We start from the raw sequence: 23,977 nt of genomic DNA, 5'->3' as shown, positions 1-23,977 counted from the left end.
GGGCTTTTTTAGTCCCGCAAGCGTAATTCAAAAGTTTTTTAAAGAAATCTTAAATAAACACCCAAACAACTTCAGTCTGAACTCTTTAGAAATTATAATTTTTTCCGAAGAAAATCCAAAACAGAAATACACCTAAATACAAGAAAATTCAAGTACATATATTAAGGACAGAATAATACCCGTTATAATCGCCTATTTTTATACTCATACATTATTGCGCAACCAAAGTCAGCTTGTTATCTTTGCGCATAAATTAGTTCAGAAATCAAGAAAATGATCAAGGTAAGTTTGCCGGATGGCAGTATAAAGGAATTTGAGAAGGGCACCACTCCTATGGATGTTGCAATGAGCATAAGCGAAGGCCTGGCCCGAAATGTCATTTCGGCTAAATATAAAGGAGAAACGGTGGAAACCTCAACTCCGCTTAAAGAAGACGGAGACCTTATTCTTTACACCTGGAAAGATGATGAAGGTAAGAAAGCATTCTGGCATTCCACTTCTCACGTTATGGCTCAAGCCATTGAAGAACTTTACCCCGGTGCCAAACTCACCATTGGCCCTGCTATTGAAAATGGTTTTTATTACGATGTTGATTTCGGCGAAGAGAAGCTATCGGAAAACGATTTTAAAAAGATTGAAAACCGAATGCTGGAGATCGCTCGTGAAAAACACGACTTTAGAATGCGTGAAGTTTCCAAGGCCGAAGCTCTTGAATATTATAAAAACCAGAACAATCCCTTTAAGGTTGAGCTTATTGAAAATCTAAAGGACGGAGAGATTACCTTTTGTGACCACTCCAATTTTACCGATCTGTGTCGCGGAGGCCACCTTCCCAACACAGGTTTTATAAAAGCGGTAAAGCTAATGAGCGTTGCAGGAGCCTATTGGAGGGGGGATGAAAAGAACCCTCAGCTTACCAGGGTTTATGGAATTTCGTTTCCGAAGCAAAAAGAATTAAAAGAATATCTGGAACTATTAGAGGAGGCCAAAAAACGGGATCACCGAAAATTAGGGCGGGAGCTTGAACTTTTCACCTTTTCACAAAAGGTGGGTCAGGGCTTACCATTATGGTTACCAAAAGGGGCGGCTTTAAGAGAACGGCTGGAAAATTTTCTTAAAAAAGCCCAGAAAAAAGCAGGATATGAAATGGTGGTGAGTCCACATATTGGACAAAAGGAGCTATATGTTACCTCAGGACATTATGCCAAGTACGGTGAAGACAGCTTCCAGCCCATACATACGCCTAATGAAGGAGAGGAATTCCTACTAAAACCCATGAACTGCCCTCATCACTGTGAGATTTATAATGCTTCTTCGTGGAGTTATCGTGACCTTCCCAAGCGCTTCGCAGAATTTGGAACGGTATACCGTTATGAACAAAGCGGGGAATTACACGGATTAACAAGGGTTAGAGGATTTACCCAGGATGATGCCCATATTTTCTGTACTCCAGATCAATTAGATTCAGAATTCAAAAAAGTTATAGACCTTACTTTATATGTATTCGATTCTTTAGGTTTCGAAAACTTCACGGCCCAGGTTTCCCTCAGGGACCCAGATAACAAAGAAAAATATATTGGCAGCGATGATGTTTGGGAAAAAGCTGAAAGCGCTATCCTCAATGCGGCAAAAGAAAAAGGGCTTGATTATGTAATCGAAACGGGAGAAGCCGCTTTTTATGGTCCAAAACTGGACTTTATGGTTAAAGATGCTTTGGGCAGAAGTTGGCAGTTGGGTACCATACAGGTAGATTATAACCTGCCAGAAAGATTTGACCTCAATTATAAAGGCAGTGACAATGAGTCACATCGACCTGTCATGATACATCGTGCGCCTTTTGGCAGTATGGAAAGGTTTATTGCGATCTTGCTTGAGCATACTGCTGGGAACTTCCCGCTATGGTTAATGCCAGAACAGGCTATCATTCTCTCGCTCAGCGAGAAGTATGAAAAATACTCACAAAAAGTTTTAACTTTGCTAGAAAATCACGAAATTCGCGCCCTGGCCGATAACCGGAATGAAACCGTTGGGAAGAAAATCCGTGAAGCCGAAGTAAACAAATTCCCTTACATGTTGATTGTAGGAGAGCAGGAAGAGAAAGATGGTACAGTTTCTGTACGAAAACGTGGAGAAGGAGATCTGGGAACAATGACCCCTGAAGCCTTTGCCGAAATAATAAATAAAGAAATAAGAGAGACGTTAAAGACGTTTGAAGTTTAATTAAAATACGATAAGCCATAGCAATACGTAGAAAAAGATCAAAGCGACCGCTAAGAGAAATTAAAGAAGATCAACACCGGATCAACAATAAGATCAGGGTTGATGAAGTGCGCCTTGTAGGCGACAATGTAGAAATGGGAGTATACCCTACCAAAAAAGCCCTGGAAATTGCTGATGAGCAAGGCCTTGACCTGGTAGAGATATCTCCAAATGCCAAGCCACCTGTTGTTAAGGTAATGGACTACAAGAAGTTTCTCTACGAACAAAAGAAGCGCGAAAAAGCCTTAAAGGCGAAAGCAAGTCAGGTAGTAGTAAAGGAGATTCGTTTTGGACCTAATACCGATGATCACGATTATGAGTTTAAAAAACGTAATGCTGAAAAATTCCTAAAAGACGGAGCTAAGCTAAAAGCATTTGTATTCTTTAAAGGAAGATCTATTGTATTTAAAGATAAAGGTGAAATCCTGCTGCTTCGTCTGGCCCAGGACCTTGAAGATTTAGGTAAAGTAGAACAAATGCCTAAACTGGAAGGTAAAAGGATGACTATGTTCCTTTCACCAAGAAAGACAAAATAAGCATAAGAGAGTTAATTATAAAAGAAGAGAACATGCCTAAAATGAAGACAAAATCCAGTGCCAAAAAGCGTTTTAAGCTTACAGGTACCGGTAAAATTAAAAGAAAGCATGCGTTTAAAAGCCACATCTTAACAAAGAAGTCTAAAAAACGTAAGCTAGCCTTAACGCACAGTACTTTAGTACACGATGCAGATAAGGACAATGTTAAACTTCAGTTACGTTTAAAGTAAACTGAAGCGCTTAACGGTTTAAACAATTTAAAAACCCTGGAGTTGGGCAAAATCTAACCGATTTTAATAAAGTGTCAATTACCGACCGCCTGCTACAAAAAAATGTAAAATTATGCCAAGATCAGTAAATTCAGTTGCGAAAAGAGCCAGAAGAAAAAAGGTTCTTAAGCAAGCAAAAGGTTACTTCGGACGTCGTAAAAACGTTTGGACAGTTGCCAAAAACGCGGTAGAGAAAGCTATGCTTTATGCATACAGAGACCGCAAAACCAAGAAACGTAATTTCCGTTCATTGTGGATTATGCGTATAAATGCTGCAGCCCGTGAACACGGTATGTCTTATTCTCAGTTTATGGGAGGAGTTAAAGCAAACGGCATCGGTTTGAACCGTAAAGTTCTTGCCGATCTTGCGATGAATCAACCCGCCGCTTTTAAAGCAATAGTAGACAAAGTAAAATAAACAAATATTATACTCTCTTAGAAAAAGCCTGGTGAATAACCGGGCTTTTTTATTTTTCACCTGTAATGGTAACTACCAGCTTCCTGCCGCTGGCGTGATCTCTGTGTTCGCAAAGATAAATACCTTGCCAGATACCTAAGTTCAACTTGCCATTTGTAACCGGGATTTGTAGAGAAGTTCCCAGCAAAGAAGCTTTAATATGTGCCGGCATATCATCGGGGCCTTCGGCAGTGTGTTTGTAATAAGGCATATTTTCAGGAACCATTTCATTAAAATGACTTTCAAAATCGTCCCTCACCGTTGGATCGGCGTTTTCATTAATGGTTAAGCCAGCTGAAGTATGTTTAATAAAAACATGAAATATACCGGTTTTAAAGTCTTCAATTTCATTAATCCATCCCATAATCTCACCGGTTACCAAATGAAATCCTCTCGCTTTAGGCTTAAGCTTTATTTCCTTCTGAAATACTTTCATCTTACTTTTTTTAAGTTTTTTGTGGCTTCTTTTTGGCGGCAGGGAATAATACATTGTTTAGTATCAAACGATAGCCCGGGGAATTAGGATGAAGGGAGAGTTCGGTTTTAGGGTCTCCTACCCTGTGCTGATAATCTTCAGGGTCGTGACCTCCGTAAAAAGTAAAAAAGCCCTTACCTTTAATACCATGGATATACCTGGCTTCCCCGTTCAATTTACTTTCACCCATTATCAACACATTCGGTTTTATTGTTTCTGAATTATAAGCCGTTGTTTGTCCCATAAAGCCTTTTACCAGGCGGGTATGGTTTTGAGTTAACATAGTGGGTACCACGTCCCATTTTGCTGAAAAGTCCATAAGTGTAAAATAATCTGATTCCTTCGGAATTTGTCGTCTATCAGTCATATCAATAGATGAAAATTCATAAACCATAGGGCTGCGTTCCAGAATAAAATCGGTGAAAGCAAAGGTTTTATTATAATTAATTTTAGACTGGTAGCCCGGTTCGCTGGGATCCCCATCAAACATAGGCTCGGCAATGTCAACACCTTCGGCTGCCAAAGCAATATCAAAGCTATCGGTAGCGCTGCACATCGCAAACATGAATCCGCCCCCAATCACATAGTCCTTAATTTTAAGGGCGACATCAAGTTTTTCTTCTGATACTTTGTCATAACCCAATCTTTCAGCCAGAGCTTCAGCCTCTTTTTTCTCTTCGATATACCAGGGTGTAATGCGAAACGCCCGGTAAAATTTCCCATATTGGCCAGTAAAATCTTCGTGATGAAGATGAAGCCAATCATATAAAACAAGAGCATCTCCTAAAACCTCTTCATCATAAATGGTTTCATAAGGAATTTCCGCATAAGTTAGCACCATAGTCACCGCATCGTCCCAGGGCCGGGCATCTCCCGGAGAATAAACCGCTATTTTTGGAGCCTTCTCAAGTACAACATTTTCCATATTTTGTGAGGGACTCGAAATCTCTTTGAGAACTTCAAGGGTCTTTGCATCACTCATTACCTCATAAGATACTCCTCTTATTTTACACTCTTTCTGAAGATTTTCTGTATCAGATATAAGGAAAGATCCTCCCCGGTAATTAAGCAGCCACCTAACTTCAAGGTTTCCCTCCAGGGCAAAATAGGTTATTCCGTAAGCCTTCAGATGATCCTCCTGGAATTCGTCCATCGGGATAAGAATACTGGAGGAAAATACAGGGGAGACCGAAAGAATAAACATAATGGAAATAAAAAAGGATTTGCCATTGGTCCTGGCAAATCCTTTCAAAATATTAAATAAATAAAAGCTGTCTTCCGCAGAAAACAAATATTTTTTAGAATGGCACTTCGCTATCGTCTTCATTATTAAAATCATCATTCATCGAGCTTCCAAAAGCTTCATCGGCACTAGGGCTTGGTAGGTTAGCACTGCCAAACTCCTGCGATTCATCACCTCCACTATTCATTTTGGAATGAAATTCAAATGGTGAATCGAACTCATCTAAGTTATCAAATTTACCAAGATGCCCAATAAATTTAAGCCTGATATTTTCCAGGCCACCATTCCTGTGTTTAGCCACGATAAATTCTCCCTGACCCTCGGTAGGGGTACGCTCTTCATCATCCCATTCATCAATTTTGTAATATTCGGGACGATAAATAAAGGAAACTATATCGGCATCCTGCTCAATTGCCCCAGATTCCCTCAAATCTGAAAGTAAAGGCCTTTTGCTTCCCCCGCGTGTTTCCACTGCTCTGGAAAGCTGTGACAAGGCAATAACCGGTACATTCAATTCTTTGGCCAGCGCTTTGAGATTACGGGAAATAGTTGAAATTTCCTGCTCCCTGTTCCCACCGCCTTTTTGTGAACCACCGGCCGTCATTAACTGCAAGTAATCTACAACTATCAATTTAATGCCATGCTGGGAAGCAAGTCTCCGAGCCTTAGCCCTAAGGTCAAAAATAGACAGAGATGGTGTATCGTCTATAAATAGCGGAGCTTTTTCCAGGTCTTTTACCTTTACGTTTAACTGTTCCCACTCATGTTTTTCCAGGTTTCCGGTTCTTAATTTTTCTGAAGAAAGACCGGTTTCAGATGAAATAAGTCTGGTAATAAGCTGTACGGAAGACATCTCCAGGGAGAAAAATGCCACAGGAATATTTTGTCCAACAGAAATATTACGGGCCATAGATAAGGTTAAAGCCGTTTTCCCCATACCAGGACGGGCAGCAACGATAATAAGGTCACTGGGTTGCCATCCTGAAGTTAGCTGATCGAGCTTCTCAAATCCTGAAGGCACACCGCTAAGTCCTTCCTTATTCGATATTTCCTGGATCCTGGTCTTTGCCTGAATAACCAAACTCTGGGCCGTCTCGGTAGATTTCTGAATATTTCCCTGGGTTACCTCATAAAGTTTTGCCTCGGCACTATCCAGAAGATCAAAAACATCGGTTCCTTCATCATAAGCCTCCTCAATAATTTCGTTAGAAATTTTTATAAGACTACGCTGAATATATTTCTGAAGGATTATTCGCGCGTGAAACTCGATATGAGCCGAAGAAGACACCTTTTGCGTTAACTGAATGAGGTAATAATCGCCCCCAACCTTATCAAAATTTCCATCTTTCTTCAATTGATTGGAAACCGTTAATAAGTCGATCGCCTCAGTGTTTTCAAAGAGTTTGTGTATCGCTTCAAAAATTAGTTTATGGGAGTTTTTATAAAATGCATCGGCATTGAGGATATCTATAATTTCGTCCACCCCCTTTTTATCAATCATCATAGCACCCAACACAACCTCTTCTAAATCAACAGCTTGTGGAGGCAGTTTTCCTTTTTCAAGGTTTATTACATTAGACTTCTGATATTTAAAACTTTGGGGGGCAGTGATTTTTTCCATAGCACTAAAGTAAATAAAATGTTAAGACGGTCTTAAAGAAACCAACTTGAGTTAATTCACAGGTATTCAACATTTGTGGTGTTGATAACTAAGCATTCCTGTTAATAAGGGTAAAAAAATCCGAAACAAAATGTTTCGGATTTTTATCAGGTTATGTTATTTAAGGACTCAGCCTTTAAAGACTCCCATATTCAAATATTTATCCATTCTTTTTTCAACAAGTTCGGTTGGTGATAAGTTTCTAAACTCATCATAAGAAGAAGCAATTGCCTTTTTCACCGTTGCAAACGTTTCCTCCCTATCGCTGTGTGCGCCTCCAAGAGGTTCTTTTACGATCTCATCGATCAGCTTTTGTTTTTTCATATCCCCGGCGGTAAGCTTTAGGGCATCTGCGGCCTGTTCCTTATATTCCCAGCTTCTCCATAAAATTGAAGAACAGGATTCAGGAGAAATAACCGAATACCAGGTATTTTCCAGCATTAACACCTTGTCTCCAACTCCAATTCCCAGGGCTCCACCACTGGCTCCTTCTCCTATAATCACAACAAAGATTGGAACCTTAAGGCGGGTCATCTCCAGAATATTCCTGGCGATTGCTTCTCCCTGGCCACGTTCTTCAGCTTCCATTCCGGGATAGGCTCCGGGAGTATCAACAAAGGTTACTACTGGTACTCCGAATTTCTCGGCAGATTTCATCAACCTTAGCGCTTTACGATAACCTTCGGGATTAGCCATCCCGAAATTGCGATATTGCCTTGTTTTGGTATTATAACCTTTTTGCTGGCCAATGAACATAAAACTTTGATCATCGATCTTTCCCAGACCACCAATCATTGCTTTATCATCTTTTACATTCCTGTCTCCATGAAGTTCGAGGAAAGTATCACCACAAATGGCATTTATATAATCCAGGGTATATGGCCTGTTAGGGTGTCTGGAAAGCTGCACCCTTTGCCAGGCAGTAAGATTCTTATAAATCTCCTTTTTTTTCTCTTTCAGTTTTTTCTCGAGCTGTTTGCAGGTAGCAGTAACATCAACTTCACTTTCTGAACCTATATTGCAAGCTTTCTCGTACTGTTCTTCTAACTCTTTAATGGGTAATTCAAAATCTAAATATTCCATAAGTAGTTATGGGTGTTTTTTATTAGCTTACAAATATAACAAACTTTAAAAGGAAGAATTCCTATGATGCATCAATATTTTATCAAGGAATTTTTGAGACCTATCGCTTAGCCTTAAACAACAGATAAACAGCTAATACCCCGAAACTTATATTGGGAAACCAGACCGCAACTAGTGGAGAAAAAGTAGACTGTTCGGCCATAGTACCAAATACTTTATCGAAGAAAATAAACACGAAGGCCAAAGTAATTCCCAATGCAAGGTTTACCCCCATTCCTCCCCTTCTTTTTATGGAAGAGACTGCTACAGCAATAATTGTTAAAATAAATGCGGAGACCGGGATACTCCATCTTTTATAGGCTACCACCAAATAACGGTTAATATTCCCTGAACCCCGACGGCGTTCTTTTTCTATAAATTCGTTAAGCTCTGTATAGTTAAGCGTTTCGGCGATATAGTTTTCTGGGGTGAGCTCATCAAAATCAAAAGGGAGAATGGTATCTACCGATGTTTCATGTATGATTTCATCTTCTTTCTCACCAATTATTCTTTTATCAAATACACTTAGCGTATAGGTAGAATCCTCCTCGTTGTATTTAAGGCGGGAAGCGCTTATTTTGAATTCAAGTTCATTTCCATTAAAATGTTCAAGAGTAAAGTTCCTTGCCGTTTTTGTTCTTGGTTGGAAGTGACTGGCATAAATATATTCATCATCATTAATCTGCCTGTAAACATCATTGGTCTCCTGGGTTTGAGTGCCTTTTTTAAGATATTCATATTTAAACTCATTAAAACCCTTGCTGGCTTTTGGGGCCAGATACATACTGAGTACGAGGGCAAAACCACAAACAATAGTCGCTCCAATTAAATAAGGTCGTAAAAACCTGTAAAAAGAGACCCCGCTGCTTAAAAAGGCAATAATTTCAGTATTATTGGCCAACTTAGACGTAAACCAGATAACCGATAAAAAGAGGAATAAAGGGAAAAGCAGGTTGGCGAAATAAATTGTAAAATCAAGATAATAAAAGGCAACTTCAATAAAGGGCACCTCATTTTCAAGAATCTTATCGATCTTCTCTGCTAGATTTACCGTTATTCCAATAGGTATAAACAGCAACAACATCAGGAAAAAAGTTCCCAAATACCGCTTTAATATGTACCAATCAAGAATCTTCAATTTATAAACGCTTATCCATTTGTTTTACCATTTTGTCCTTCCAGGACGTGAAATCCCCTGCTAAGATATGCTTTCTGGCCTCTCTCACCAACCAAAGGTAAAAGCCCAGATTATGAATGGTAGCAATTTGTTTGCCAAGCATTTCGTTTACGGTAAACAGGTGTCGAAGATAGGCTTTAGAGTATTCGGTATCCACCCAGGTAATCCCCATATCATCTATGGGAGAAAAATCATCTCCCCACTTCTTATTCTTAATATTGATGGTGCCATGAGCGGTGAAAAGCATACCGTTTCTCGCATTCCGGGTGGGCATCACACAATCGAACATATCTATTCCCAAAGCGATATTTTCCAGAATATTTATTGGAGTTCCCACCCCCATCAGGTAGCGTGGCTTATCCTCCGGAAGGATTTTGGTGACCACCTCCGTCATTGCATACATTTCTTCCGCAGGCTCTCCTACAGATAAGCCTCCGATAGCATTCCCCTCTGCGCCAACTGATGCGATATATTCCGCAGATTGTTCTCTAAGGTCCTTATAAGTACTTCCCTGCACAATTGGAAATAAGGTTTGATTAAATCCATAAAAAGGTTCAACCTTATCCAGGTGATTCACACATCTATCTAACCATCGATGCGTCATATGCATAGAGCGTTTAGCGTACCGGTAATCACAGGGATATGGGGTACACTCATCAAAGGCCATAATAATATCGGCTCCAATGGCACGCTGAATTTCCATTACATTTTCAGGAGTAAAAGTATGAAATGACCCATCGATATGGGATTTAAATTTCACGCCTTCTTCTTTAATTTTTCTCCTGGCAGACAGAGAATAAACCTGGTAACCACCACTATCGGTAAGGATGTTGCGATCCCAATTCATAAACTTATGTAGACCGCCGGCTTTCTTTAAAATTTCGGTTTGAGGTCTTAAATAAAGATGATAGGTATTGCCCAAAATTATATCAGGATTAATATCCTCCTTTAGCTCTCGTTGGTGCACTCCTTTTACTGAAGCTACTGTCCCAACAGGCATAAAAATAGGCGTTTCAATTTTGCCGTGATCGGTGGTGATGGTTCCGGCACGGGCTTTACTACCGGCATCGGTAGTCAATAAATCAAATTTCATAGTCTTAATTAAATCGCTGCAAAGATACTCAACTAAAAATCAAATTGAAGCCGCTTAAAAAGCTAAATTGTTAGTTACTTGAGTCTCAAAGTTAATAACTGGGCATTCGGGGCTTTGTCAAAGCTATTTAAAAGCCTATTTTTGTGGCCATTATTTAAACAACACAATACTATAATGTCAGACATTCAGGAATTAAAAGACTTTGCCACGCAAGTGCGCAGAGATATTTTAAGACAGGTACACAAGGTTAATTCGGGGCATCCCGGAGGGTCTTTAGGCTGTACCGAATTTTTCACAGCACTTTACAAGGAGGTAATGCACCAAAATACCGATTTTGATATGAATGGTAAGGACGAAGATTTATTCTTTCTTTCCAACGGCCATATTTCCCCGGTATTTTATAGTGTACTTGCCCGCACCGGATATTTTCCGGTAGATGAACTTAACACTTTCAGACTTATTAACTCGCGTTTGCAGGGTCACCCAACCACACATGAAGGTCTGCCCGGCATACGCATAGCTTCAGGCTCACTTGGCCAGGGGATGTCTGTAGCGATTGGTGCTGCGGAAGCCAAAAAATTAAATAAGGACAAACACCTTATTTTTTCCCTACATGGTGATGGTGAACTCCAGGAAGGCCAAAACTGGGAAGCGATTATGTATGCTGCGGCCAATAAGATTGATAACCTTATAGCTACAGTAGATCTTAACGGGCAACAAATTGACGGAAGCACTGAAACCGTACTCCCAATGGGTAATCTCAAAAAGAAGTTTGAAGCTTTTGGGTGGGATGTTATTGAAATTGAAGACGGAAATGATATTGAACAGGTTATTGACGGCCTGAAAGAAGCCAAAACACATACCGGAAAAGGAAAGCCGGTTTGTATCTTAATGACCACTGTGATGGGCAACGGGGTAGATTTTATGATGCACACCCACGCATGGCACGGAAAAGCACCAAATGATGAGCAGCTTGAAAAAGCTCTTGCTCAAAATCCTGAAACTTTAGGAGATTATTAAAAGCCCTATTAAGGTAGTCAAATAAAAATAGATTTCCGCCGCAGTTTATCCCGCCTTTTTGCGGGACGGAAATAACAAAGACAATTAGAATGAAAAAATATACAGATACAGGAAAAAAAGACACCCGTTCAGGTTTTGGTGATGGACTTACCGAACTGGGCAGGAAGAATCCAAATGTTGTAGCCCTTTGTGCCGACCTTGTAGGTTCACTTAAAATGCAGGATTTCATAGACGAAAACCCAGAACGTTTTTTCCAGGTTGGAATTGCTGAAGCCAATATGATTGGTATTGCCGCTGGATTAACCATTGGGGGAAAAATACCTTTTGCCGGTACCTTCGCCAATTTTGCTACCGGAAGGGTTTACGACCAGATCAGGCAGAGTGTGGCCTATTCAGGTAAAAATGTAAAGATTTGTGCCAGTCACTCGGGAGTAACTCTTGGGGAAGATGGTGCCACTCACCAAATCCTTGAAGATATCGGGTTAATGAAAATGCTACCCGGGATGACGGTAATCAACACCTGTGATTATAATCAAACCAAAGCAGCCACCCTGGCTATAGCAGAACATGAGGGCCCGGTTTACCTTAGATTTGGAAGACCAAAAGTAGCAAATTTCACTCCTGAAGATCAAAATTTTGAGATTGGAAAAGCCGTAAATTTATATGAAGGTAACGATGTTACCATAATCGCAACCGGACACTTGGTTTGGGAAGCGATTCAGGCAGCAGAAAAACTTTCAGAAAAAGGGATAAGCGCTGAAGTGATAAACATACACACTATCAAACCGCTGGATGAAGAGACGATCATAAAATCGGTTAAGAAAACCGGATGCGTGGTTACTGCAGAAGAGCATAACTTCCTTGGCGGACTTGGAGAAAGCGTAGCACGCACCTTAGCTGAAAATAATCCTGCACCACAGGAATTCGTGGCCACCCAGGATACTTTTGGGGAAAGTGGCACGCCAGAACAATTAATGGACAAATACGGACTTAATGCTGAAGCTATTATTAAGGCAACAGAAAAAGTTTTAAGTAGAAAATAAACTTTTGTAAAACAGTATTTTAAGAGCCTTTCAGTAGAATTTCTGAAAGGCTTTTTTTATTGCTTCAGAATAAACGGCATCGTTTATGCGTTATTGAAGCCCTAACTTAAAATTAAAATAATATGAAAAAGCTAATAATTATCGCTGTGTTTCTAACCGGTACAGGTTTAATGGCGCAGGAAGCCAATTTTGGAATTAAAGGAGGGATCAACTATGGAGCCGCCGGAGATTACGAAAATGCAGAAGCAGGATTTGAAGATGCAACCACTATTGAGGGGAAAAGCAAATCGGGTTATCATTTAGGATTCTTCGGAAATTTTGAATTCGCCGGAATATTTCTTCAACCCGAACTCTTATATACCAGCTTGAATACCGAATATGAAACCTTTGATTATAAAATAAACAAGATCGATGCACCGGTATTGGTGGGACTCAATGTTCTGGGACCTCTTAATATAAAGGCCGGACCTTCTTTTCAGTATATTGTTAACAACGAATTGGAAGACACAAGCCTACAGATTGGCGAGCCAGAAGATCAAATCACCATCGGTTACCAGCTGGGGGCAGGTCTTAATTTAGGGCGTCTAGGCTTTGACATTCGTTATGAAGGCGCATTTAAAGAAAATACGGCTTTTAGTGAAACGGCTTCAGAAAATTTCAGTATAGATTCCCGCCCCTCGCAATGGGCCTTAAGTCTATCTTATAAATTATAATTCAGCAGTTCGCTTAAATCAAAAATGCCCGGAAATTTTTCCGGGCATTTTTATTTTTATGTTTTTTCCTTTAAAAGGTATCGGGATCCAGGTAATCTGGAGTTCCATTATTGTTCGTGTCGGGAAATTCAATGCTTCCATCCTCGTTAATTACAATTTCATCCCTGGTGGGAGTACCATCGCCGTCATCATCGCTATCGGCGAAATTGGGAGTTTCGTCTTCATCTGAATTATCATTTGCAAGATCTCCATCATTATCAAGATCTTCCATCCAGCTTGGAATACCATCAGCATCATGATCGGCCTCATTCACCTGCAGAAGATTAATGCTAAAAATAAGCGGACTGTATGCAGGAATCTTGGGTTGTGAATTAGAAAAGTACCCCAACCCAGAAGGCATAAACACTGCGCCAACTCCATAATCGTTATTAAAACTAACGGTATTATCGGCATTTACAGAATATCCTGAAGCTCCCTTAAACTCGATCACTCCCTGGGTAAAACCAGCAATTAGTGAAACCTGGTCAAACCAAACCGGAGTTTTTGCATTATCGAAAGTAGAACGGTCAAGCAATTCACCGCGGTATGTAACCAGGGTCGAATCTGCAAAAGTTGGTTGCTCCCCTACTCCTTCTCTCACTTTAAGAACGTATATATTATAAGCTACATCATCCTGATTATAGGTTTTTTGAATTAGATTTTCAGATTCTATTATAGGGGTTTTATCGGCATTATCTCCCGCAATAGTATCAAAGCGTACTACATAATCAAAATCTTCAGCGGGACTTTCAAAATCTTCATAATTGTAAAAGTGGGTCTCCAGGTATGCTTTTAAGGCCTGATCATCTTCAAGGGCCTGCTCTCCCTTATCTCTTTCAGGTACTTCTTCCACAACGTCGTCATCATCACTACAGGAAGCCAGGGCCATGCTAAAAACAATACCCGTTAAAAATAAATATTTCAATCTCATCATTATTCTATTTTGGGGCGCAAGATACAATATTCTTGTATTTTTGCTTAAGGATTAAACCCCAGTTTTATGAGGATTGATAAGTTTTTATGGTGTGTAAGATATTTTAAAACCCGCAGCCTTGCTACGCATGCCTGTAAACAGGGAAAAATAAAAATGGAAGGCAGCAATGTAAAGGCTTCCAGGGAGGTCTTTCCTACCGATAAGATTAGCGTACGCAAAAACCAGATCGATTATCAGATTGAGGTTCTGGATATTCCCCCAAGCCGGGTTGGTGCTAAACTGGTGAATTTATATATTAACGATCTAACCCCAAAAGAGGCATTCGAAAAACTGGAACTACTGAAGTATTCCAAAGACTATTATCGCAAAAAAGGCACGGGTAGGCCAACTAAAAAAGATCGCCGGGATATAGACGAATGGTTTGAAAATACAGATCCCAACCCCGATGACAAAGAAAAATAATTTTTCTTCAGAATTCTGGTCGCAGCGTTATGAGGAAAACCAAACAGGCTGGGATATTGGTGAAATATCAAGACCCTTAAAGGCTTATATTGACCAGCTCACTAACAAGGACCTGAAAATTCTAATTCCCGGCGCTGGTAACTCCTGGGAAGCCGAATACCTTTTTCAGCAAGGATTCAGGAATGTTTTTGTGGCCGATCTTGTTAAAAAACCGCTTGAAAATCTTTCAAAACGCTGTCCCGGTTTTCCCCGGAAGCAAATCCTGCATACCGATTTTTTTGAGATCGAAGACCAGTTCGATCTTATCCTGGAACAGACCTTCTTTTGTGCGCTGCCCCGGAAAAAAAGACCTGCCTATGCTAAAAAGTGCTTTAACCTGCTAACGCCAACAGGAAAAATATCGGGAGTTCTTTTTAACTTTGAGTTCACTGAAAACGGACCTCCCTTTGGTGGTAGTAAAAATGAATATTTAACGTATTTTAGCGAGTACTTTAGAATAGATATCCTGGAACCGTGTTATAATTCTATAAAACCCCGACAGGCTAATGAGCTCTTTTTCATATTCATAAAATTATAAAAGTCCATACGGGGCATTTAAAAAAACGCCTCCGCTTAATTATCTTAATTATCGGGACGATAGCAACAAAACCAATAGATTATAAATTTTTATACAGATGAAAGCAGGTGTATTGATCTTAAACCACGAACAAATTCAGCATAAAATAAAGCGCATTGCCTACCAGATATATGAAACCAACCTGGAAGAAAAAGAGATCGTATTAGCCGGGATTTCCAAAAACGGCTATGAATTTACTCAACGCCTAAAAAAGTGGCTGGAGGAGATCTCCCCGTTAAAGATAATCCTTTGCGAGGTAAAGATTGATAAGAAAAATCCACTGGGCAAGATAACAACCTCCCTGGAGAAATCTGAATATCAGGACAAATCGGTGATTCTGGCCGATGATGTCCTAAATTCAGGAACCACTTTAATTTACGGGGTTAAGCATTTTCTCGAGGTTCCTTTAAAACAATTCAAGACAGCTGTACTTGTTGACAGAAATCACAAAAAATACCCGGTAAAAGCCGATTTTAAAGGAATTTCACTTTCAACTTCAATTCACGAAACGGTAAAATTGAGTTTCGAGAAAGGGAAGAACAAAGCAGAGCTATTTTAATTTCTCTATTAATAAATTCAAAATTTCTTCTGGTTCGGAATTATCTACATTTACTACAATATCTGATTGATGGTAATAGTAACCTCTTTCGAACATATGTTTTCTAATAAATTCCTCGAGGGCCTCTTTTGTTTCCAAATGGCTTATAACCGGCCTGTGAATTTTCTCCGGAAACAACCTGCGGGTAAGCTCCTCTACTGAAGCTTTTAAGTAAATGGTTTTTGTATTGGGGGTTTCTTTGATGAGTTCCAAATTCTTCCCGTAACAAGGAGTACCACCACCCAGAGAAACAACCAGGTCTGATGGGTCTTCCAGCACATCTTTTAACACCTTGGTTTCCAGTTTACGAAAATAAAGCTCTCCTTTTTCGTTAAATATATCGGCTATGGTTTTTCCTTCTATAGTTTCGATTTGATCATCAAGATCAAGAAAATCGTGGTTTAACCGTTTAGCAAGTTGCTTTCCTAACAGGGATTTTCCGGAACCCATATATCCGGCAAGAAATATTTTCATAGTATAATTTACTCGTTTTTAGATGAATTGAAAACAAATGCAAATTTATATGATTTTAGCCTTGAAAAATAAATTAATGAGTGTATATTTGCACCCGCATTCGCAAAACGACGTATGCCACAAATGATCTGGTAGCTCAGTTGGTAGAGCATCTCCCTTTTAAGGAGAGGGTCCTGGGTTCGAGCCCCAGCCAGATCACAAATTGTAGTTCTGATCTTTTTGGGCGAGAAGTTTATCCTGAGCGATGCCGATAGGCAAAGTCGAAGGAAGCCCCAGCCAGATCACAAATTGAAGTTCCTTTTTTAATTAAAACAAGATCTGGTAGCTCAGTTGGTAGAGCATCTCCCTTTTAAGGAGAGGGTCCTGGGTTCGAGCCCCAGCCAGATCACAACTTGAAGTTCTGATCTTTTTGGGCGAGAAGTTTATCCTGAGCGATGCCGATAGGCAAAGTCGAAGGAAGCCCCAGCCAGATCATATTATTAAGTGACATCTCAAATCACTTATTAAGTTCAGAATCCCTTCGGAATTCAACTTACTGAGACCCAAATAAAAGTCAGATTTTCGAATCCTGCTTTTGCCCGGGTGCTGGAACTGGTAGACAGGCATGGTTGAGGGCCATGTGTCCATTAGGGCGTGCGGGTTCGACTCCCGCTCCGGGCACACTTTTCACTTCTTTATTTACCCCAGTATTTTCTTTATCATTCCAAAAAACCGGTAAGGCGGATATTTTAATGGTAGGTCTATCTTTGTTGATGAACTCACTACTGCTCTTTCATGACTAAAAGCCAGGAAACTTTTATGCCCATGATAATTCCCCATTCCGCTATGGCCTACTCCCCCAAATGGCATTTTATGGTTAGCTATATGTAACAGGGTATCATTTATACAGGCACCTCCCGAACTTGTTTTTTGAAGAACCTCCCCGGCTTTACTTTTATCTCCAAAATAATATAGCGCAAGAGGTTTCCGGTTTGCATTTATGTATGCCATGGCTTTAGAAATTTCTCCAAATTCCATTACCGGAAGGATTGGTCCAAAAATCTCTTCCTGCATTATTTCATCTTCAGCGGTTACATTGTCCAGAATGACGGGAGCAATGAATCGGGTCTTCGAATCCACTTCTTTCCTGGGATAAACATCTTTCGTATCTAAATACGCGGTAAGCCTTTCAAAGGCATTTTTATTTATTATTCTCGCGTAGTGGTCGCTTTCCTTTAATTTTTCTCCATACATCTCCTTATAGGCTTCCATAATCTTTTTCAGTAATTCCTCTTTAACAGAGCTATGAACTAAAAGATAATCGGGAGCGATACAGGTTTGGCCCGCATTAATTGTTTTCCCCCAGGCAATGCGCTTTGCGGCAAGATCAAGATTAGCCTCCTTATCTACAATACAGGGACTTTTTCCACCGAGCTCAAGTACAACTTTACTCAAATGCTCTGCGGCAGCTTTCATCACTATTTTCCCAACCCTGGAACTGCCTGTGAAGAAAATAACATCAAACGGAAATTCAAAAAGCGCCTGATTGGTTTCTTTTCCTCCCTGCACCAAACTTATATATTTTGAAGGAAAAAACTCTCCGACCATTTCTTGCAGGACCCTGGAAGTATTTTCAGAATCGGGTGAAGGTTTTAAAATCGCGCAGCATCCGGAAGAGATCGCACCAACCAGCGGGTTGAGACTTAGTTGAAAGGGGTAATTCCAGGGAGAGATAATAAGTCCTATTCCTAAAGGCTCATAATGAATCTTTGAACTGGAAGGTAAAATCACCAGAGGAGATGATACTTTTTTTGGTTTGGCCCAGCTTTTAAGTTTTTTAAGATGATAATCTATTTCCTGTAAAACAATACTTACCTCGGTTAAAAATGCTTCTTCCTTACTTTTATGAAGGTCCATAAACAGGGCTTCATATATGCGATCTTCATACTTTAAGACAGCCTGTTTAAGGATCTTGAGTTGTTCGATTCTAAAGGATACTTCTTTGGTATGCTGAGTTCCAAAAAATTCCTTCTGACTTTTGAAAATCGCCTCAATATTAATTAGGGATGTTTCTTCCATTTTAATTATTGTTTCTACCTTTAAATTCATCCATAGTCTTGTAAACCCCCAGTACCTTTCCTACAAACCAGTCATAGAACCAAATAGGAAACAGTCCCTGAGAAAATCTCACAAAGCGCATGCTCCAGGGCATGCTTAAGAAAATCCGGTTGTTTTCAATTGCCTTAATAACTTTTGAAGCTACCTTTTCTTCCTTTAGAATGGGAATAAAAGACTTCACCCCGTCAAACATTCCCGTGTTAATATAATAGGGAGTTACTGTGGTGACGTGCACTCCGGCTTTAAGAGCTTTCATTTCCAATCTTAAACTATCAGACCACCCGGTACAGGCCCATTTACTTCCGGCATAAATGGCCATTTTTGGATTAGAAACCAACCCTGCTGAAGACGCAATATTACAAATATGCCCAAACTTTCGGGAAATCATACCAGGTAAAAACTCCTGGGTTAGATGCATTGGGGCCAGGGCATTAACAGCCATGGTTTTATTGATTGCATCAGGAGTAGATTCATGAAAATTACCTCCATAAACAATTCCTGCATTATTAATCAAAATATCAACAGGACCTATTTCAGCCTTTATTTTAGCCGCAAGTTCTTTTACATCCTGCTGTTTGGTTATATCAATTTCGAAGGCATGGACTTCGCCACAGGCTTTCAGCTGGTCCTGTGTTTCTTTGAGTTTTTTCCCATTAAGATCCCAGATGATTAATTCCCCTCCTTTTTCCAGCACTTTTTTCCCCATTAATCTACCTATTCCTGAGGCCCCACCGGTTATTAGTACCCGACTGGATTTAATTTTGGTCATATTCCGAATATTTTTTGTTTAATAAATTAACTACTAAATTAAACAATTTAACATTTTGATAATCCATTTAAATTCTATTATTCTGTAGATTTGTCTATCTTTAAAATACTATGGAATTAATCAAACAGAACTTTAGCATAAAAGACCTTGAGAATTTAACTGGAATCAAGGCTCATACGATAAGAATTTGGGAAAAAAGATATAATATTCTCAATCCTAATCGTACAGCTACTAATATAAGAACTTATGATAGTTCTAACCTTCAGAAGCTTCTGAATATTTCTTTTCTCAACGAACATGGGTACAAGATTTCCCGTATTTCTAAATTAAATGAGGAGGAAATCAATAAGATGGTTAAAAACATAAATGCAAAGGCCAGCACCGAGAACAGAGCGCTAAATGCGCTAAAACTTTCAATGATAAATTTTGATGAAGAACTTTTTAATACCACTTATGAAAGCCTGAGAAAGGATAAAAGTTTCAGAGAGGTATTTCATCTGGTTTTTCTTCCATTTCTGGGAAATATAGGGGTGTTGTGGCAAACCGACACAATAAAACCTATACACGAACACTTTATCGTAGATCTTATTAAACAAAAGATCTATCTCCATCTTGCCGAGATTAAGAAGACCAATAAACCAAACAGTGAAAAACTCTATGTCCTCTTCCTTCCTGAAAATGAAATTCATGACATTGGGATCATATATCTATACTATGAATTGATCTACCATCATAGAAATGCAATCTATCTGGGCCCAAGCCTTCCGTTATCAGACCTGGGCTATCTCATGGAACGCCATGAGGACATTTGTTTTTTGAGCTATTTTACTACTTCGCCTATAGAGGTTAGCACATTTATAAAGGAATTTGAAAAACAGATTTGCAAGAAAAAGAATTATGAACTTCTGTTATTCGGGCAGAAATTAAAAGATCTGGATGCCCAAAACCTCCCCCCATTTGTCCAAAAATTTGATAACCTAAACCAGTTTCTACTGAGTCTATGAGAAAAACAGTTTCAATAATTGGTTCGGGCTTTGCCTCCCTTGCCGCAGCCTGCTATTTGGCACGGGATGGCTATGTTGTGGATATTTTTGAAAAAAATAAAAGCATTGGCGGCCGCGCCAGGCAATTAAAAAAGGAAGGTTTTACTTTTGATATCGGCCCAACCTGGTATTGGATGCCCGATGTTTTTGAGCGTTTTTTTGGCGATTTCGGAAAAACTCCTTCAGATTTTTACGAGCTGGAAAAATTAAATCCGGCATACAAAGTTTTCTTCGGAAAAGAGGAAAGCATTACCATTGAAGACAGTCTTGAAAAAATCTATAAGGCCTTTGAAACTGAAGAGCCTGGAAGCGCAAAAAAGTTGCAGAAATTCATAGCTGAAGCTCTTGATAATTATAATATTGCCATTAAAGAGCTAGTGTATCGCCCGGGGCTTTCCCCCCTGGAACTAGTGACATCAGCCACCGCAAAAAAACTCGGGAGTTTTTTCAGCACGATCTCAAAAGAAGTCAGAAATGAATTTAAAAATCCTAAATTAATTCAGATCCTGGAATTTCCGGTACTATTTCTTGGGGCTAAGGCCAGTAATACGCCGGCATTTTATAGTTTTATGAATTACGCCGATTTTGGCCTGGGCACCTGGCATCCAAAAGGGGGAATGTTTAAGGTAATTGAAGGAATGGAGCAGCTCGCCCTTTCTTTAGGGGTAAAAATACACACCAGTGCCCCTGCAGAAAAGATCTTTGTAAAAAACCATACCGCCACAGGAATTCTGGTAAACGGGAAACGCATCAAAAGCGATTACGTTTTAAGTGGTGCCGATTATCACCATACCGAAAGGCTTTTACCAAAAGATAACAGGCAATATCCCGAATCTTTCTGGGAGAAGAAAACCTTCGCTCCCTCCTCCTTACTTTTCTATGTAGGATTTAATAAAAAACTGGAAAACATTACCCACCATAGCCTTTTTTTTGATACCGATTTTGAAGATCATGCCCGAGCTATTTACGATGAAGCTAAATGGCCCGAAGACCCTCTTTTTTACGCGAGTTTTCCTTCTGTAACCGATGCATCAACGGCACCACAAGACAAAGAGGCAGGAATATTCTTAATTCCACTTGCCCCAGATTTGGAGGATTCCGAAGAAATAAGAGAAAAATATTTCCAAAAGATAATTACCCGGTTTGAAAACATAACACAACAAAAAGTAATTGATCATATTCTTTTTCGGGAATCTTTTTGTGTATTAGACTTTAAAAAAGAATACAATTCGTATAAAGGAAATGCCTACGGGCTGGCCAATACACTTTTCCAAACCGCTTTTCTAAGACCAAAACTAAAAAGTAAAAAGGTTCATAACCTGTTTTTTACGGGACAACTGACCGTTCCCGGCCCGGGAGTACCTCCTTCGCTAATTTCAGGAAAACTTGCGGCCGGCCTTATTCAAAATTCAAATAAATAGCTATGAAAACAATCTTCGACACCCTTTCTCACACATGTAGCAGGAGCGTGACTCATGCCTACAGTACTTCCTTTTCTACGGCTACCCGAATGCTCGCACCTTCTATAAGACAGGATGTTTACAACATTTATGGTTTTGTGCGGTTGGCAGATGAGATCGTAGATAGTTTTCACGATTATAATAAAGTACAACTTTTTGATGATTTTGAACGAGACCTGCACCTGGCCATTGAACACAAAATAAGCCTGAACCCTATTCTTAACGCTTTTCAGGAAACGGTGCACAAATACAATATTGAGGCTTCCCATTACAATGCCTTTATGAAAAGTATGCGGCAGGACCTGTACAAAACCGAATATGAAAGTTTTGAAGATTACAAAGAATACATTTACGGGAGTGCAGATGTTGTAGGCCTTATGTGTCTGAAAGTTTTCGTAAAAGGCGATCCTCAAAAATTCGAAGCTTTAAAAGACTCGGCAATGAGCCTTGGCTCTGCCTTTCAAAAGGTTAATTTTCTTAGGGACCTAAAAGCCGATTACGAAGACCTAAGTCGAAGTTATTTCCCTCACACCAATCTGGCACAGCTGGATGAAGCGGGAAAAAAACAAATAATAGATGAAATAGACAGTGATTTTAGACACGGGTTTGAGGGAATAGCAAAATTACCTGTAGAAGCTAAATTTGGGGTATACACAGCATTTATCTACTATAAGAAGTTACTTCATAAACTCAAAAAAACTCCGCCTATGGAAATAAAAAACCGTCGAATAAGAGTTTCTGATTATCAGAAGGTAGGATTGCTGGCAAAATCGTATATTTCGTATAGATTAAATATACTTTAAATGAGCATTTTACTCTGGATAGCAGTTTTTCTGGGCACTTTCATCATTATGGAAGGGATGGCCTGGTTCACTCATAAATATATTATGCATGGTGTTCTATGGTCTTTGCATAAAGATCACCATCATAAAGATCACAGCCACTGGTGGGAGCGCAACGATCTCTTTTTTATTTTTTATGCCCTGGTAAGCATAGGTTTTTTCCTGCTGTGGAGATATGAAGGAGTATGGTTTGGCTTACCAATAGGTCTTGGCATTCTGGCCTACGGCATCACATATTTTACCGTTCATGATATTTTTATTCATCAGCGATTCAAAATATTTAGGAATGCGAACAATAGATTTGCCAAAGGTATAAGGAGAGCTCATAAAATGCATCATAAGCACCTGGGCAAAGAGGATGGAGAATGTTTTGGGATGCTGTGGGTGCCTTTCAAATATTTTAAAAAATAACTTCTAAATTCTGTCGTTACATTGCTATGCAGGTACCTAAATATTTTTATGTAATTGTAGGAGGTGGACTCGCAGGATTGCAGCTTGCCCGGCAACTTAGCCGGGATATTTTTTTTAAAGGAAAACAGATTGCGGTAATAGATCCAGATTTTAAAGCCCCATCCAAGACCTGGTGTTTTTGGGAAAAAGGCAAAGGTCAATGGGAAAAGCTGGTTTCTAAAACCTGGAATAATGGTCGGTTTATCACTTCGGAGTTAAATAAAAAGTTGGAGCTGGAGCCCTATCAGTATAAAATGATAAAGGCTGAAGATTTTTACAGGGAGACCCTTCAGGAGCTGGAAGCATCAAACGACATAAAATTGATTCGGGATGAAATTTCAGAAATAGATCCCGTTACCCGGGAGGCTTCAGGGAAGTTTAATAATTATACCGCAACCCATTTCTTCGACAGTCGTGTGGATCCTGAATATCTGGAAGAAGGAAAACACACCTTAATCTATCAGCATTTTAAGGGCTGGGAAATTGAAACTCCGGTACCCGTTTTTTCTCCTGAAGAATTTACGATGATGGATTATCGCCTGAAATATAAAGATGCTACGGCTTTTACTTATGTTTTACCGGTTACAAAAACGAGAGCCCTTGTAGAGTTCACTTTCTTTACCCCGTTTCTAACCGAAGATGCGGTCTATGATAAAATGCTTAAGCGTTACCTTGAAGAGATTCTTAAGCTAAAGGATTACAGTATAAAAAATACTGAAACAGGCATCATCCCCATGACAGACTTTCCTTTTGAAAAAGGCAATATTTCCAATATCACGAAGATAGGAACCGGCGGGGGTTGGGTAAAAGCTTCAACCGGCTATTCCTTCATAAACACACAAAAGAGAGTTAGCAAAATTGTTGAAAATCTCAAAAGCGGAAAACCACCCGGGGAAGGCCTCATCAACAAAAAATTTAAAAATTACGATGGGATTTTTCTAGATGTACTAGCCAAAAACAATGAAAAAGGAGAAGAGATCTTCACGAAATTCTACACAAAGAATACCCCCGAAGAGATCTTCAGCTTTCTGGATGAAGAGACCACTTTTTCGGAAGATTTAAAAATCATGATGTCGCTTTACAGCTTTGAATTCATCAAATCCTTTTTCAGAAAAAACTTTTAAAA

At 39.6% G+C, this 23,977-nt stretch carries 25 protein-coding genes and 3 tRNA genes; 18 read left to right on the top strand and 10 right to left on the bottom strand.

The window, feature by feature from the left end:
- Positions 1 to 273: 273 nt before the first annotated feature.
- The 4 genes from thrS (at position 274) to rplT (ending at position 3,482) form a co-directional block, all read left to right on the top strand.
- Positions 274 to 2,220 (top strand): threonine--tRNA ligase, encoded by a 1,947-nt coding sequence (gene thrS, locus BUW93_RS04265; RefSeq protein ID WP_081209459.1) that lies wholly within the window; start codon positions 274 to 276, stop codon positions 2,218 to 2,220.
- A gap of 59 nt (positions 2,221 to 2,279) precedes the next feature.
- The gene (infC, locus tag BUW93_RS04260) at positions 2,280 to 2,795 is read left to right on the top strand and encodes a translation initiation factor IF-3 (RefSeq protein WP_198536978.1); all 516 of its coding nucleotides are present in this window, start codon (positions 2,280 to 2,282) and stop codon (positions 2,793 to 2,795) included.
- Between the two features lie 32 nt (positions 2,796 to 2,827).
- Positions 2,828 to 3,025, top strand: a complete 198-nt coding sequence (gene rpmI, locus BUW93_RS04255) for a 50S ribosomal protein L35 (protein WP_011708523.1) — start codon at positions 2,828 to 2,830, stop codon at positions 3,023 to 3,025.
- Positions 3,026 to 3,137: 112 nt separating this feature from the next.
- Positions 3,138 to 3,482 (top strand): 50S ribosomal protein L20, encoded by a 345-nt coding sequence (gene rplT, locus BUW93_RS04250; RefSeq protein ID WP_081209457.1) that lies wholly within the window; start codon positions 3,138 to 3,140, stop codon positions 3,480 to 3,482.
- A gap of 49 nt (positions 3,483 to 3,531) precedes the next feature.
- Here rplT and BUW93_RS04245 read toward each other — a convergent pair whose 3' ends face one another.
- The 6 genes from BUW93_RS04245 to tgt all read right to left on the bottom strand — a co-directional run bounded on the left by BUW93_RS04245 (position 3,532) and on the right by tgt (position 10,291).
- Positions 3,532 to 3,957 (bottom strand): secondary thiamine-phosphate synthase enzyme YjbQ, encoded by a 426-nt coding sequence (locus BUW93_RS04245; RefSeq protein WP_081209521.1) that lies wholly within the window; start codon positions 3,955 to 3,957, stop codon positions 3,532 to 3,534.
- Between the two features lie 10 nt (positions 3,958 to 3,967).
- Complete coding sequence (locus BUW93_RS04240; protein ID WP_081209519.1) at positions 3,968 to 5,200, bottom strand: asparagine synthetase B; 1,233 nt, start codon at positions 5,198 to 5,200, stop codon at positions 3,968 to 3,970.
- 94 nt (positions 5,201 to 5,294) lie between these two features.
- Entirely contained in the window at positions 5,295 to 6,860 is a 1,566-nt protein-coding gene (gene dnaB / locus BUW93_RS04235; RefSeq protein ID WP_081209456.1) for a replicative DNA helicase, read from the bottom strand.
- A gap of 168 nt (positions 6,861 to 7,028) precedes the next feature.
- The gene (locus BUW93_RS04230; RefSeq protein ID WP_081209455.1) at positions 7,029 to 7,982 is read right to left on the bottom strand and encodes an acetyl-CoA carboxylase carboxyltransferase subunit alpha; all 954 of its coding nucleotides are present in this window, start codon (positions 7,980 to 7,982) and stop codon (positions 7,029 to 7,031) included.
- A 100-nt stretch (positions 7,983 to 8,082) separates the two neighbouring features.
- Positions 8,083 to 9,159 (bottom strand): LptF/LptG family permease, encoded by a 1,077-nt coding sequence (locus BUW93_RS04225; protein WP_081209454.1) that lies wholly within the window; start codon positions 9,157 to 9,159, stop codon positions 8,083 to 8,085.
- Between the two features lies 1 nt (position 9,160).
- The gene (gene tgt, locus BUW93_RS04220; protein ID WP_081209453.1) at positions 9,161 to 10,291 is read right to left on the bottom strand and encodes a tRNA guanosine(34) transglycosylase Tgt; all 1,131 of its coding nucleotides are present in this window, start codon (positions 10,289 to 10,291) and stop codon (positions 9,161 to 9,163) included.
- 174 nt (positions 10,292 to 10,465) lie between these two features.
- Here tgt and BUW93_RS04215 point away from each other — a divergent pair, with 174 nt between their 5' ends.
- From BUW93_RS04215 to BUW93_RS04205, 3 genes are all read left to right on the top strand, one after another.
- Positions 10,466 to 11,311 (top strand): transketolase, encoded by an 846-nt coding sequence (locus BUW93_RS04215; protein WP_081209452.1) that lies wholly within the window; start codon positions 10,466 to 10,468, stop codon positions 11,309 to 11,311.
- 89 nt (positions 11,312 to 11,400) lie between these two features.
- Positions 11,401 to 12,354: a transketolase family protein gene (locus tag BUW93_RS04210; protein ID WP_081209451.1), complete on the top strand. Its 954-nt coding sequence runs from the start codon at positions 11,401 to 11,403 to the stop codon at positions 12,352 to 12,354.
- A gap of 122 nt (positions 12,355 to 12,476) precedes the next feature.
- Positions 12,477 to 13,067: an outer membrane beta-barrel protein gene (locus BUW93_RS04205; RefSeq protein ID WP_081209450.1), complete on the top strand. Its 591-nt coding sequence runs from the start codon at positions 12,477 to 12,479 to the stop codon at positions 13,065 to 13,067.
- Between the two features lie 70 nt (positions 13,068 to 13,137).
- Here the strand turns inward: BUW93_RS04205 and BUW93_RS04200 are convergent, their stop codons facing one another.
- Entirely contained in the window at positions 13,138 to 14,040 is a 903-nt protein-coding gene (locus BUW93_RS04200) for an FKBP-type peptidyl-prolyl cis-trans isomerase (RefSeq protein ID WP_232778306.1), read from the bottom strand.
- A 66-nt stretch (positions 14,041 to 14,106) separates the two neighbouring features.
- Between BUW93_RS04200 and BUW93_RS04195 the strand changes: the two genes are divergently transcribed.
- The 3 genes from BUW93_RS04195 (at position 14,107) to BUW93_RS04185 (ending at position 15,677) form a co-directional block, all read left to right on the top strand.
- Positions 14,107 to 14,502 (top strand): RNA-binding S4 domain-containing protein, encoded by a 396-nt coding sequence (locus BUW93_RS04195; protein WP_081209449.1) that lies wholly within the window; start codon positions 14,107 to 14,109, stop codon positions 14,500 to 14,502.
- Positions 14,486 to 15,079, top strand: a complete 594-nt coding sequence (locus tag BUW93_RS04190; RefSeq protein ID WP_081209448.1) for a methyltransferase domain-containing protein — start codon at positions 14,486 to 14,488, stop codon at positions 15,077 to 15,079. Before BUW93_RS04195 ends, BUW93_RS04190 begins: the two co-directional genes overlap by 17 nt.
- 97 nt (positions 15,080 to 15,176) lie before the next feature.
- Positions 15,177 to 15,677 (top strand): phosphoribosyltransferase family protein, encoded by a 501-nt coding sequence (locus tag BUW93_RS04185; RefSeq protein ID WP_081209447.1) that lies wholly within the window; start codon positions 15,177 to 15,179, stop codon positions 15,675 to 15,677.
- On the opposite strand, the gene BUW93_RS04180 is transcribed toward BUW93_RS04185, so the two are convergent.
- Complete coding sequence (locus BUW93_RS04180; protein WP_081209445.1) at positions 15,669 to 16,190, bottom strand: shikimate kinase; 522 nt, start codon at positions 16,188 to 16,190, stop codon at positions 15,669 to 15,671. The two genes, BUW93_RS04185 and BUW93_RS04180, sit on opposite strands and share 9 nt — an antisense overlap.
- A 125-nt stretch (positions 16,191 to 16,315) precedes the next feature.
- Between BUW93_RS04180 and BUW93_RS04175 the strand changes: the two genes are divergently transcribed.
- The 3 genes from BUW93_RS04175 (at position 16,316) to BUW93_RS04165 (ending at position 16,850) form a co-directional block, all read left to right on the top strand.
- A tRNA-Lys gene (locus BUW93_RS04175) sits at positions 16,316 to 16,388 on the top strand.
- 117 nt (positions 16,389 to 16,505) lie between these two features.
- Positions 16,506 to 16,578: transfer RNA gene (locus tag BUW93_RS04170), tRNA-Lys, on the top strand.
- A gap of 188 nt (positions 16,579 to 16,766) precedes the next feature.
- Positions 16,767 to 16,850: transfer RNA gene (locus BUW93_RS04165), tRNA-Leu, on the top strand.
- An 18-nt stretch (positions 16,851 to 16,868) separates the two neighbouring features.
- Here the strand turns inward: BUW93_RS04165 and BUW93_RS04160 are convergent.
- A complete protein-coding gene (locus tag BUW93_RS04160; protein ID WP_081209517.1) occupies positions 16,869 to 18,248 on the bottom strand; it encodes an aldehyde dehydrogenase in 1,380 nt (459 codons plus the stop codon).
- 1 nt (position 18,249) lies between these two features.
- The gene (locus BUW93_RS04155; RefSeq protein WP_081209443.1) at positions 18,250 to 19,056 is read right to left on the bottom strand and encodes an SDR family oxidoreductase; all 807 of its coding nucleotides are present in this window, start codon (positions 19,054 to 19,056) and stop codon (positions 18,250 to 18,252) included.
- A gap of 110 nt (positions 19,057 to 19,166) precedes the next feature.
- Here BUW93_RS04155 and BUW93_RS04150 point away from each other — a divergent pair, with 110 nt between their 5' ends.
- From BUW93_RS04150 to BUW93_RS04130, 5 genes are read left to right on the top strand one after another with little or no spacing between them, the layout of a single operon-like run.
- Positions 19,167 to 20,060, top strand: a complete 894-nt coding sequence (locus BUW93_RS04150) for a MerR family transcriptional regulator (RefSeq protein WP_081209441.1) — start codon at positions 19,167 to 19,169, stop codon at positions 20,058 to 20,060.
- Positions 20,057 to 21,520 carry a phytoene desaturase family protein gene (locus BUW93_RS04145; RefSeq protein ID WP_081209439.1) on the top strand — a complete coding sequence of 488 codons (1,464 nt, stop codon included), beginning with the start codon at positions 20,057 to 20,059 and terminating at the stop codon, positions 21,518 to 21,520. The genes BUW93_RS04150 and BUW93_RS04145 overlap by 4 nt, the downstream gene beginning before the upstream one ends.
- A gap of 2 nt (positions 21,521 to 21,522) precedes the next feature.
- Positions 21,523 to 22,362, top strand: a complete 840-nt coding sequence (locus BUW93_RS04140) for a phytoene/squalene synthase family protein (RefSeq protein WP_081209437.1) — start codon at positions 21,523 to 21,525, stop codon at positions 22,360 to 22,362.
- Positions 22,363 to 22,812, top strand: coding sequence for a sterol desaturase family protein (locus tag BUW93_RS04135; RefSeq protein ID WP_081209435.1), 450 nt, complete (start codon positions 22,363 to 22,365; stop codon positions 22,810 to 22,812).
- A 26-nt stretch (positions 22,813 to 22,838) separates the two neighbouring features.
- Complete coding sequence (locus tag BUW93_RS04130; protein ID WP_081209433.1) at positions 22,839 to 23,975, top strand: lycopene cyclase family protein; 1,137 nt, start codon at positions 22,839 to 22,841, stop codon at positions 23,973 to 23,975.
- The last annotated feature ends 2 nt before the right edge of the window (positions 23,976 to 23,977 follow it).

This window comes from Salegentibacter sediminis (assembly GCF_002078605.1).
Taxonomy (GTDB): Bacteria; Bacteroidota; Bacteroidia; order Flavobacteriales; family Flavobacteriaceae; genus Salegentibacter; species Salegentibacter sediminis.
This window is presented reverse-complemented; position numbering and strand designations above follow the sequence as displayed.

What these genes read in the sequence shown, in the direction of transcription:
- thrS (WP_081209459.1), top strand. Translation starts at nt 274, where the DNA reads ATGATCAAGGTAAGTTTGCCGGATGGCAGTATAAAGGAATTTGAGAAG.
- rpmI (WP_011708523.1), top strand. Translation starts at nt 2,828, where the DNA reads ATGCCTAAAATGAAGACAAAATCCAGTGCCAAAAAGCGTTTTAAGCTT.
- rplT (WP_081209457.1), top strand. Translation starts at nt 3,138, where the DNA reads ATGCCAAGATCAGTAAATTCAGTTGCGAAAAGAGCCAGAAGAAAAAAG.
- BUW93_RS04245 (WP_081209521.1), bottom strand. Translation starts at nt 3,957, where the DNA reads ATGAAAGTATTTCAGAAGGAAATAAAGCTTAAGCCTAAAGCGAGAGGA.
- BUW93_RS04240 (WP_081209519.1), bottom strand. Translation starts at nt 5,200, where the DNA reads ATGTTTATTCTTTCGGTCTCCCCTGTATTTTCCTCCAGTATTCTTATC.
- dnaB (WP_081209456.1), bottom strand. Translation starts at nt 6,860, where the DNA reads ATGGAAAAAATCACTGCCCCCCAAAGTTTTAAATATCAGAAGTCTAAT.
- BUW93_RS04230 (WP_081209455.1), bottom strand. Translation starts at nt 7,982, where the DNA reads ATGGAATATTTAGATTTTGAATTACCCATTAAAGAGTTAGAAGAACAG.
- tgt (WP_081209453.1), bottom strand. Translation starts at nt 10,291, where the DNA reads ATGAAATTTGATTTATTGACTACCGATGCCGGTAGTAAAGCCCGTGCC.
- BUW93_RS04215 (WP_081209452.1), top strand. Translation starts at nt 10,466, where the DNA reads ATGTCAGACATTCAGGAATTAAAAGACTTTGCCACGCAAGTGCGCAGA.
- BUW93_RS04210 (WP_081209451.1), top strand. Translation starts at nt 11,401, where the DNA reads ATGAAAAAATATACAGATACAGGAAAAAAAGACACCCGTTCAGGTTTT.
- BUW93_RS04205 (WP_081209450.1), top strand. Translation starts at nt 12,477, where the DNA reads ATGAAAAAGCTAATAATTATCGCTGTGTTTCTAACCGGTACAGGTTTA.
- BUW93_RS04200 (WP_232778306.1), bottom strand. Translation starts at nt 14,040, where the DNA reads ATGATGAGATTGAAATATTTATTTTTAACGGGTATTGTTTTTAGCATG.
- BUW93_RS04195 (WP_081209449.1), top strand. Translation starts at nt 14,107, where the DNA reads ATGAGGATTGATAAGTTTTTATGGTGTGTAAGATATTTTAAAACCCGC.
- BUW93_RS04190 (WP_081209448.1), top strand. Translation starts at nt 14,486, where the DNA reads ATGACAAAGAAAAATAATTTTTCTTCAGAATTCTGGTCGCAGCGTTAT.
- BUW93_RS04185 (WP_081209447.1), top strand. Translation starts at nt 15,177, where the DNA reads ATGAAAGCAGGTGTATTGATCTTAAACCACGAACAAATTCAGCATAAA.
- BUW93_RS04180 (WP_081209445.1), bottom strand. Translation starts at nt 16,190, where the DNA reads ATGAAAATATTTCTTGCCGGATATATGGGTTCCGGAAAATCCCTGTTA.
- BUW93_RS04160 (WP_081209517.1), bottom strand. Translation starts at nt 18,248, where the DNA reads ATGGAAGAAACATCCCTAATTAATATTGAGGCGATTTTCAAAAGTCAG.
- BUW93_RS04155 (WP_081209443.1), bottom strand. Translation starts at nt 19,056, where the DNA reads ATGACCAAAATTAAATCCAGTCGGGTACTAATAACCGGTGGGGCCTCA.
- BUW93_RS04150 (WP_081209441.1), top strand. Translation starts at nt 19,167, where the DNA reads ATGGAATTAATCAAACAGAACTTTAGCATAAAAGACCTTGAGAATTTA.
- BUW93_RS04145 (WP_081209439.1), top strand. Translation starts at nt 20,057, where the DNA reads ATGAGAAAAACAGTTTCAATAATTGGTTCGGGCTTTGCCTCCCTTGCC.
- BUW93_RS04140 (WP_081209437.1), top strand. Translation starts at nt 21,523, where the DNA reads ATGAAAACAATCTTCGACACCCTTTCTCACACATGTAGCAGGAGCGTG.
- BUW93_RS04135 (WP_081209435.1), top strand. Translation starts at nt 22,363, where the DNA reads ATGAGCATTTTACTCTGGATAGCAGTTTTTCTGGGCACTTTCATCATT.
- BUW93_RS04130 (WP_081209433.1), top strand. Translation starts at nt 22,839, where the DNA reads ATGCAGGTACCTAAATATTTTTATGTAATTGTAGGAGGTGGACTCGCA.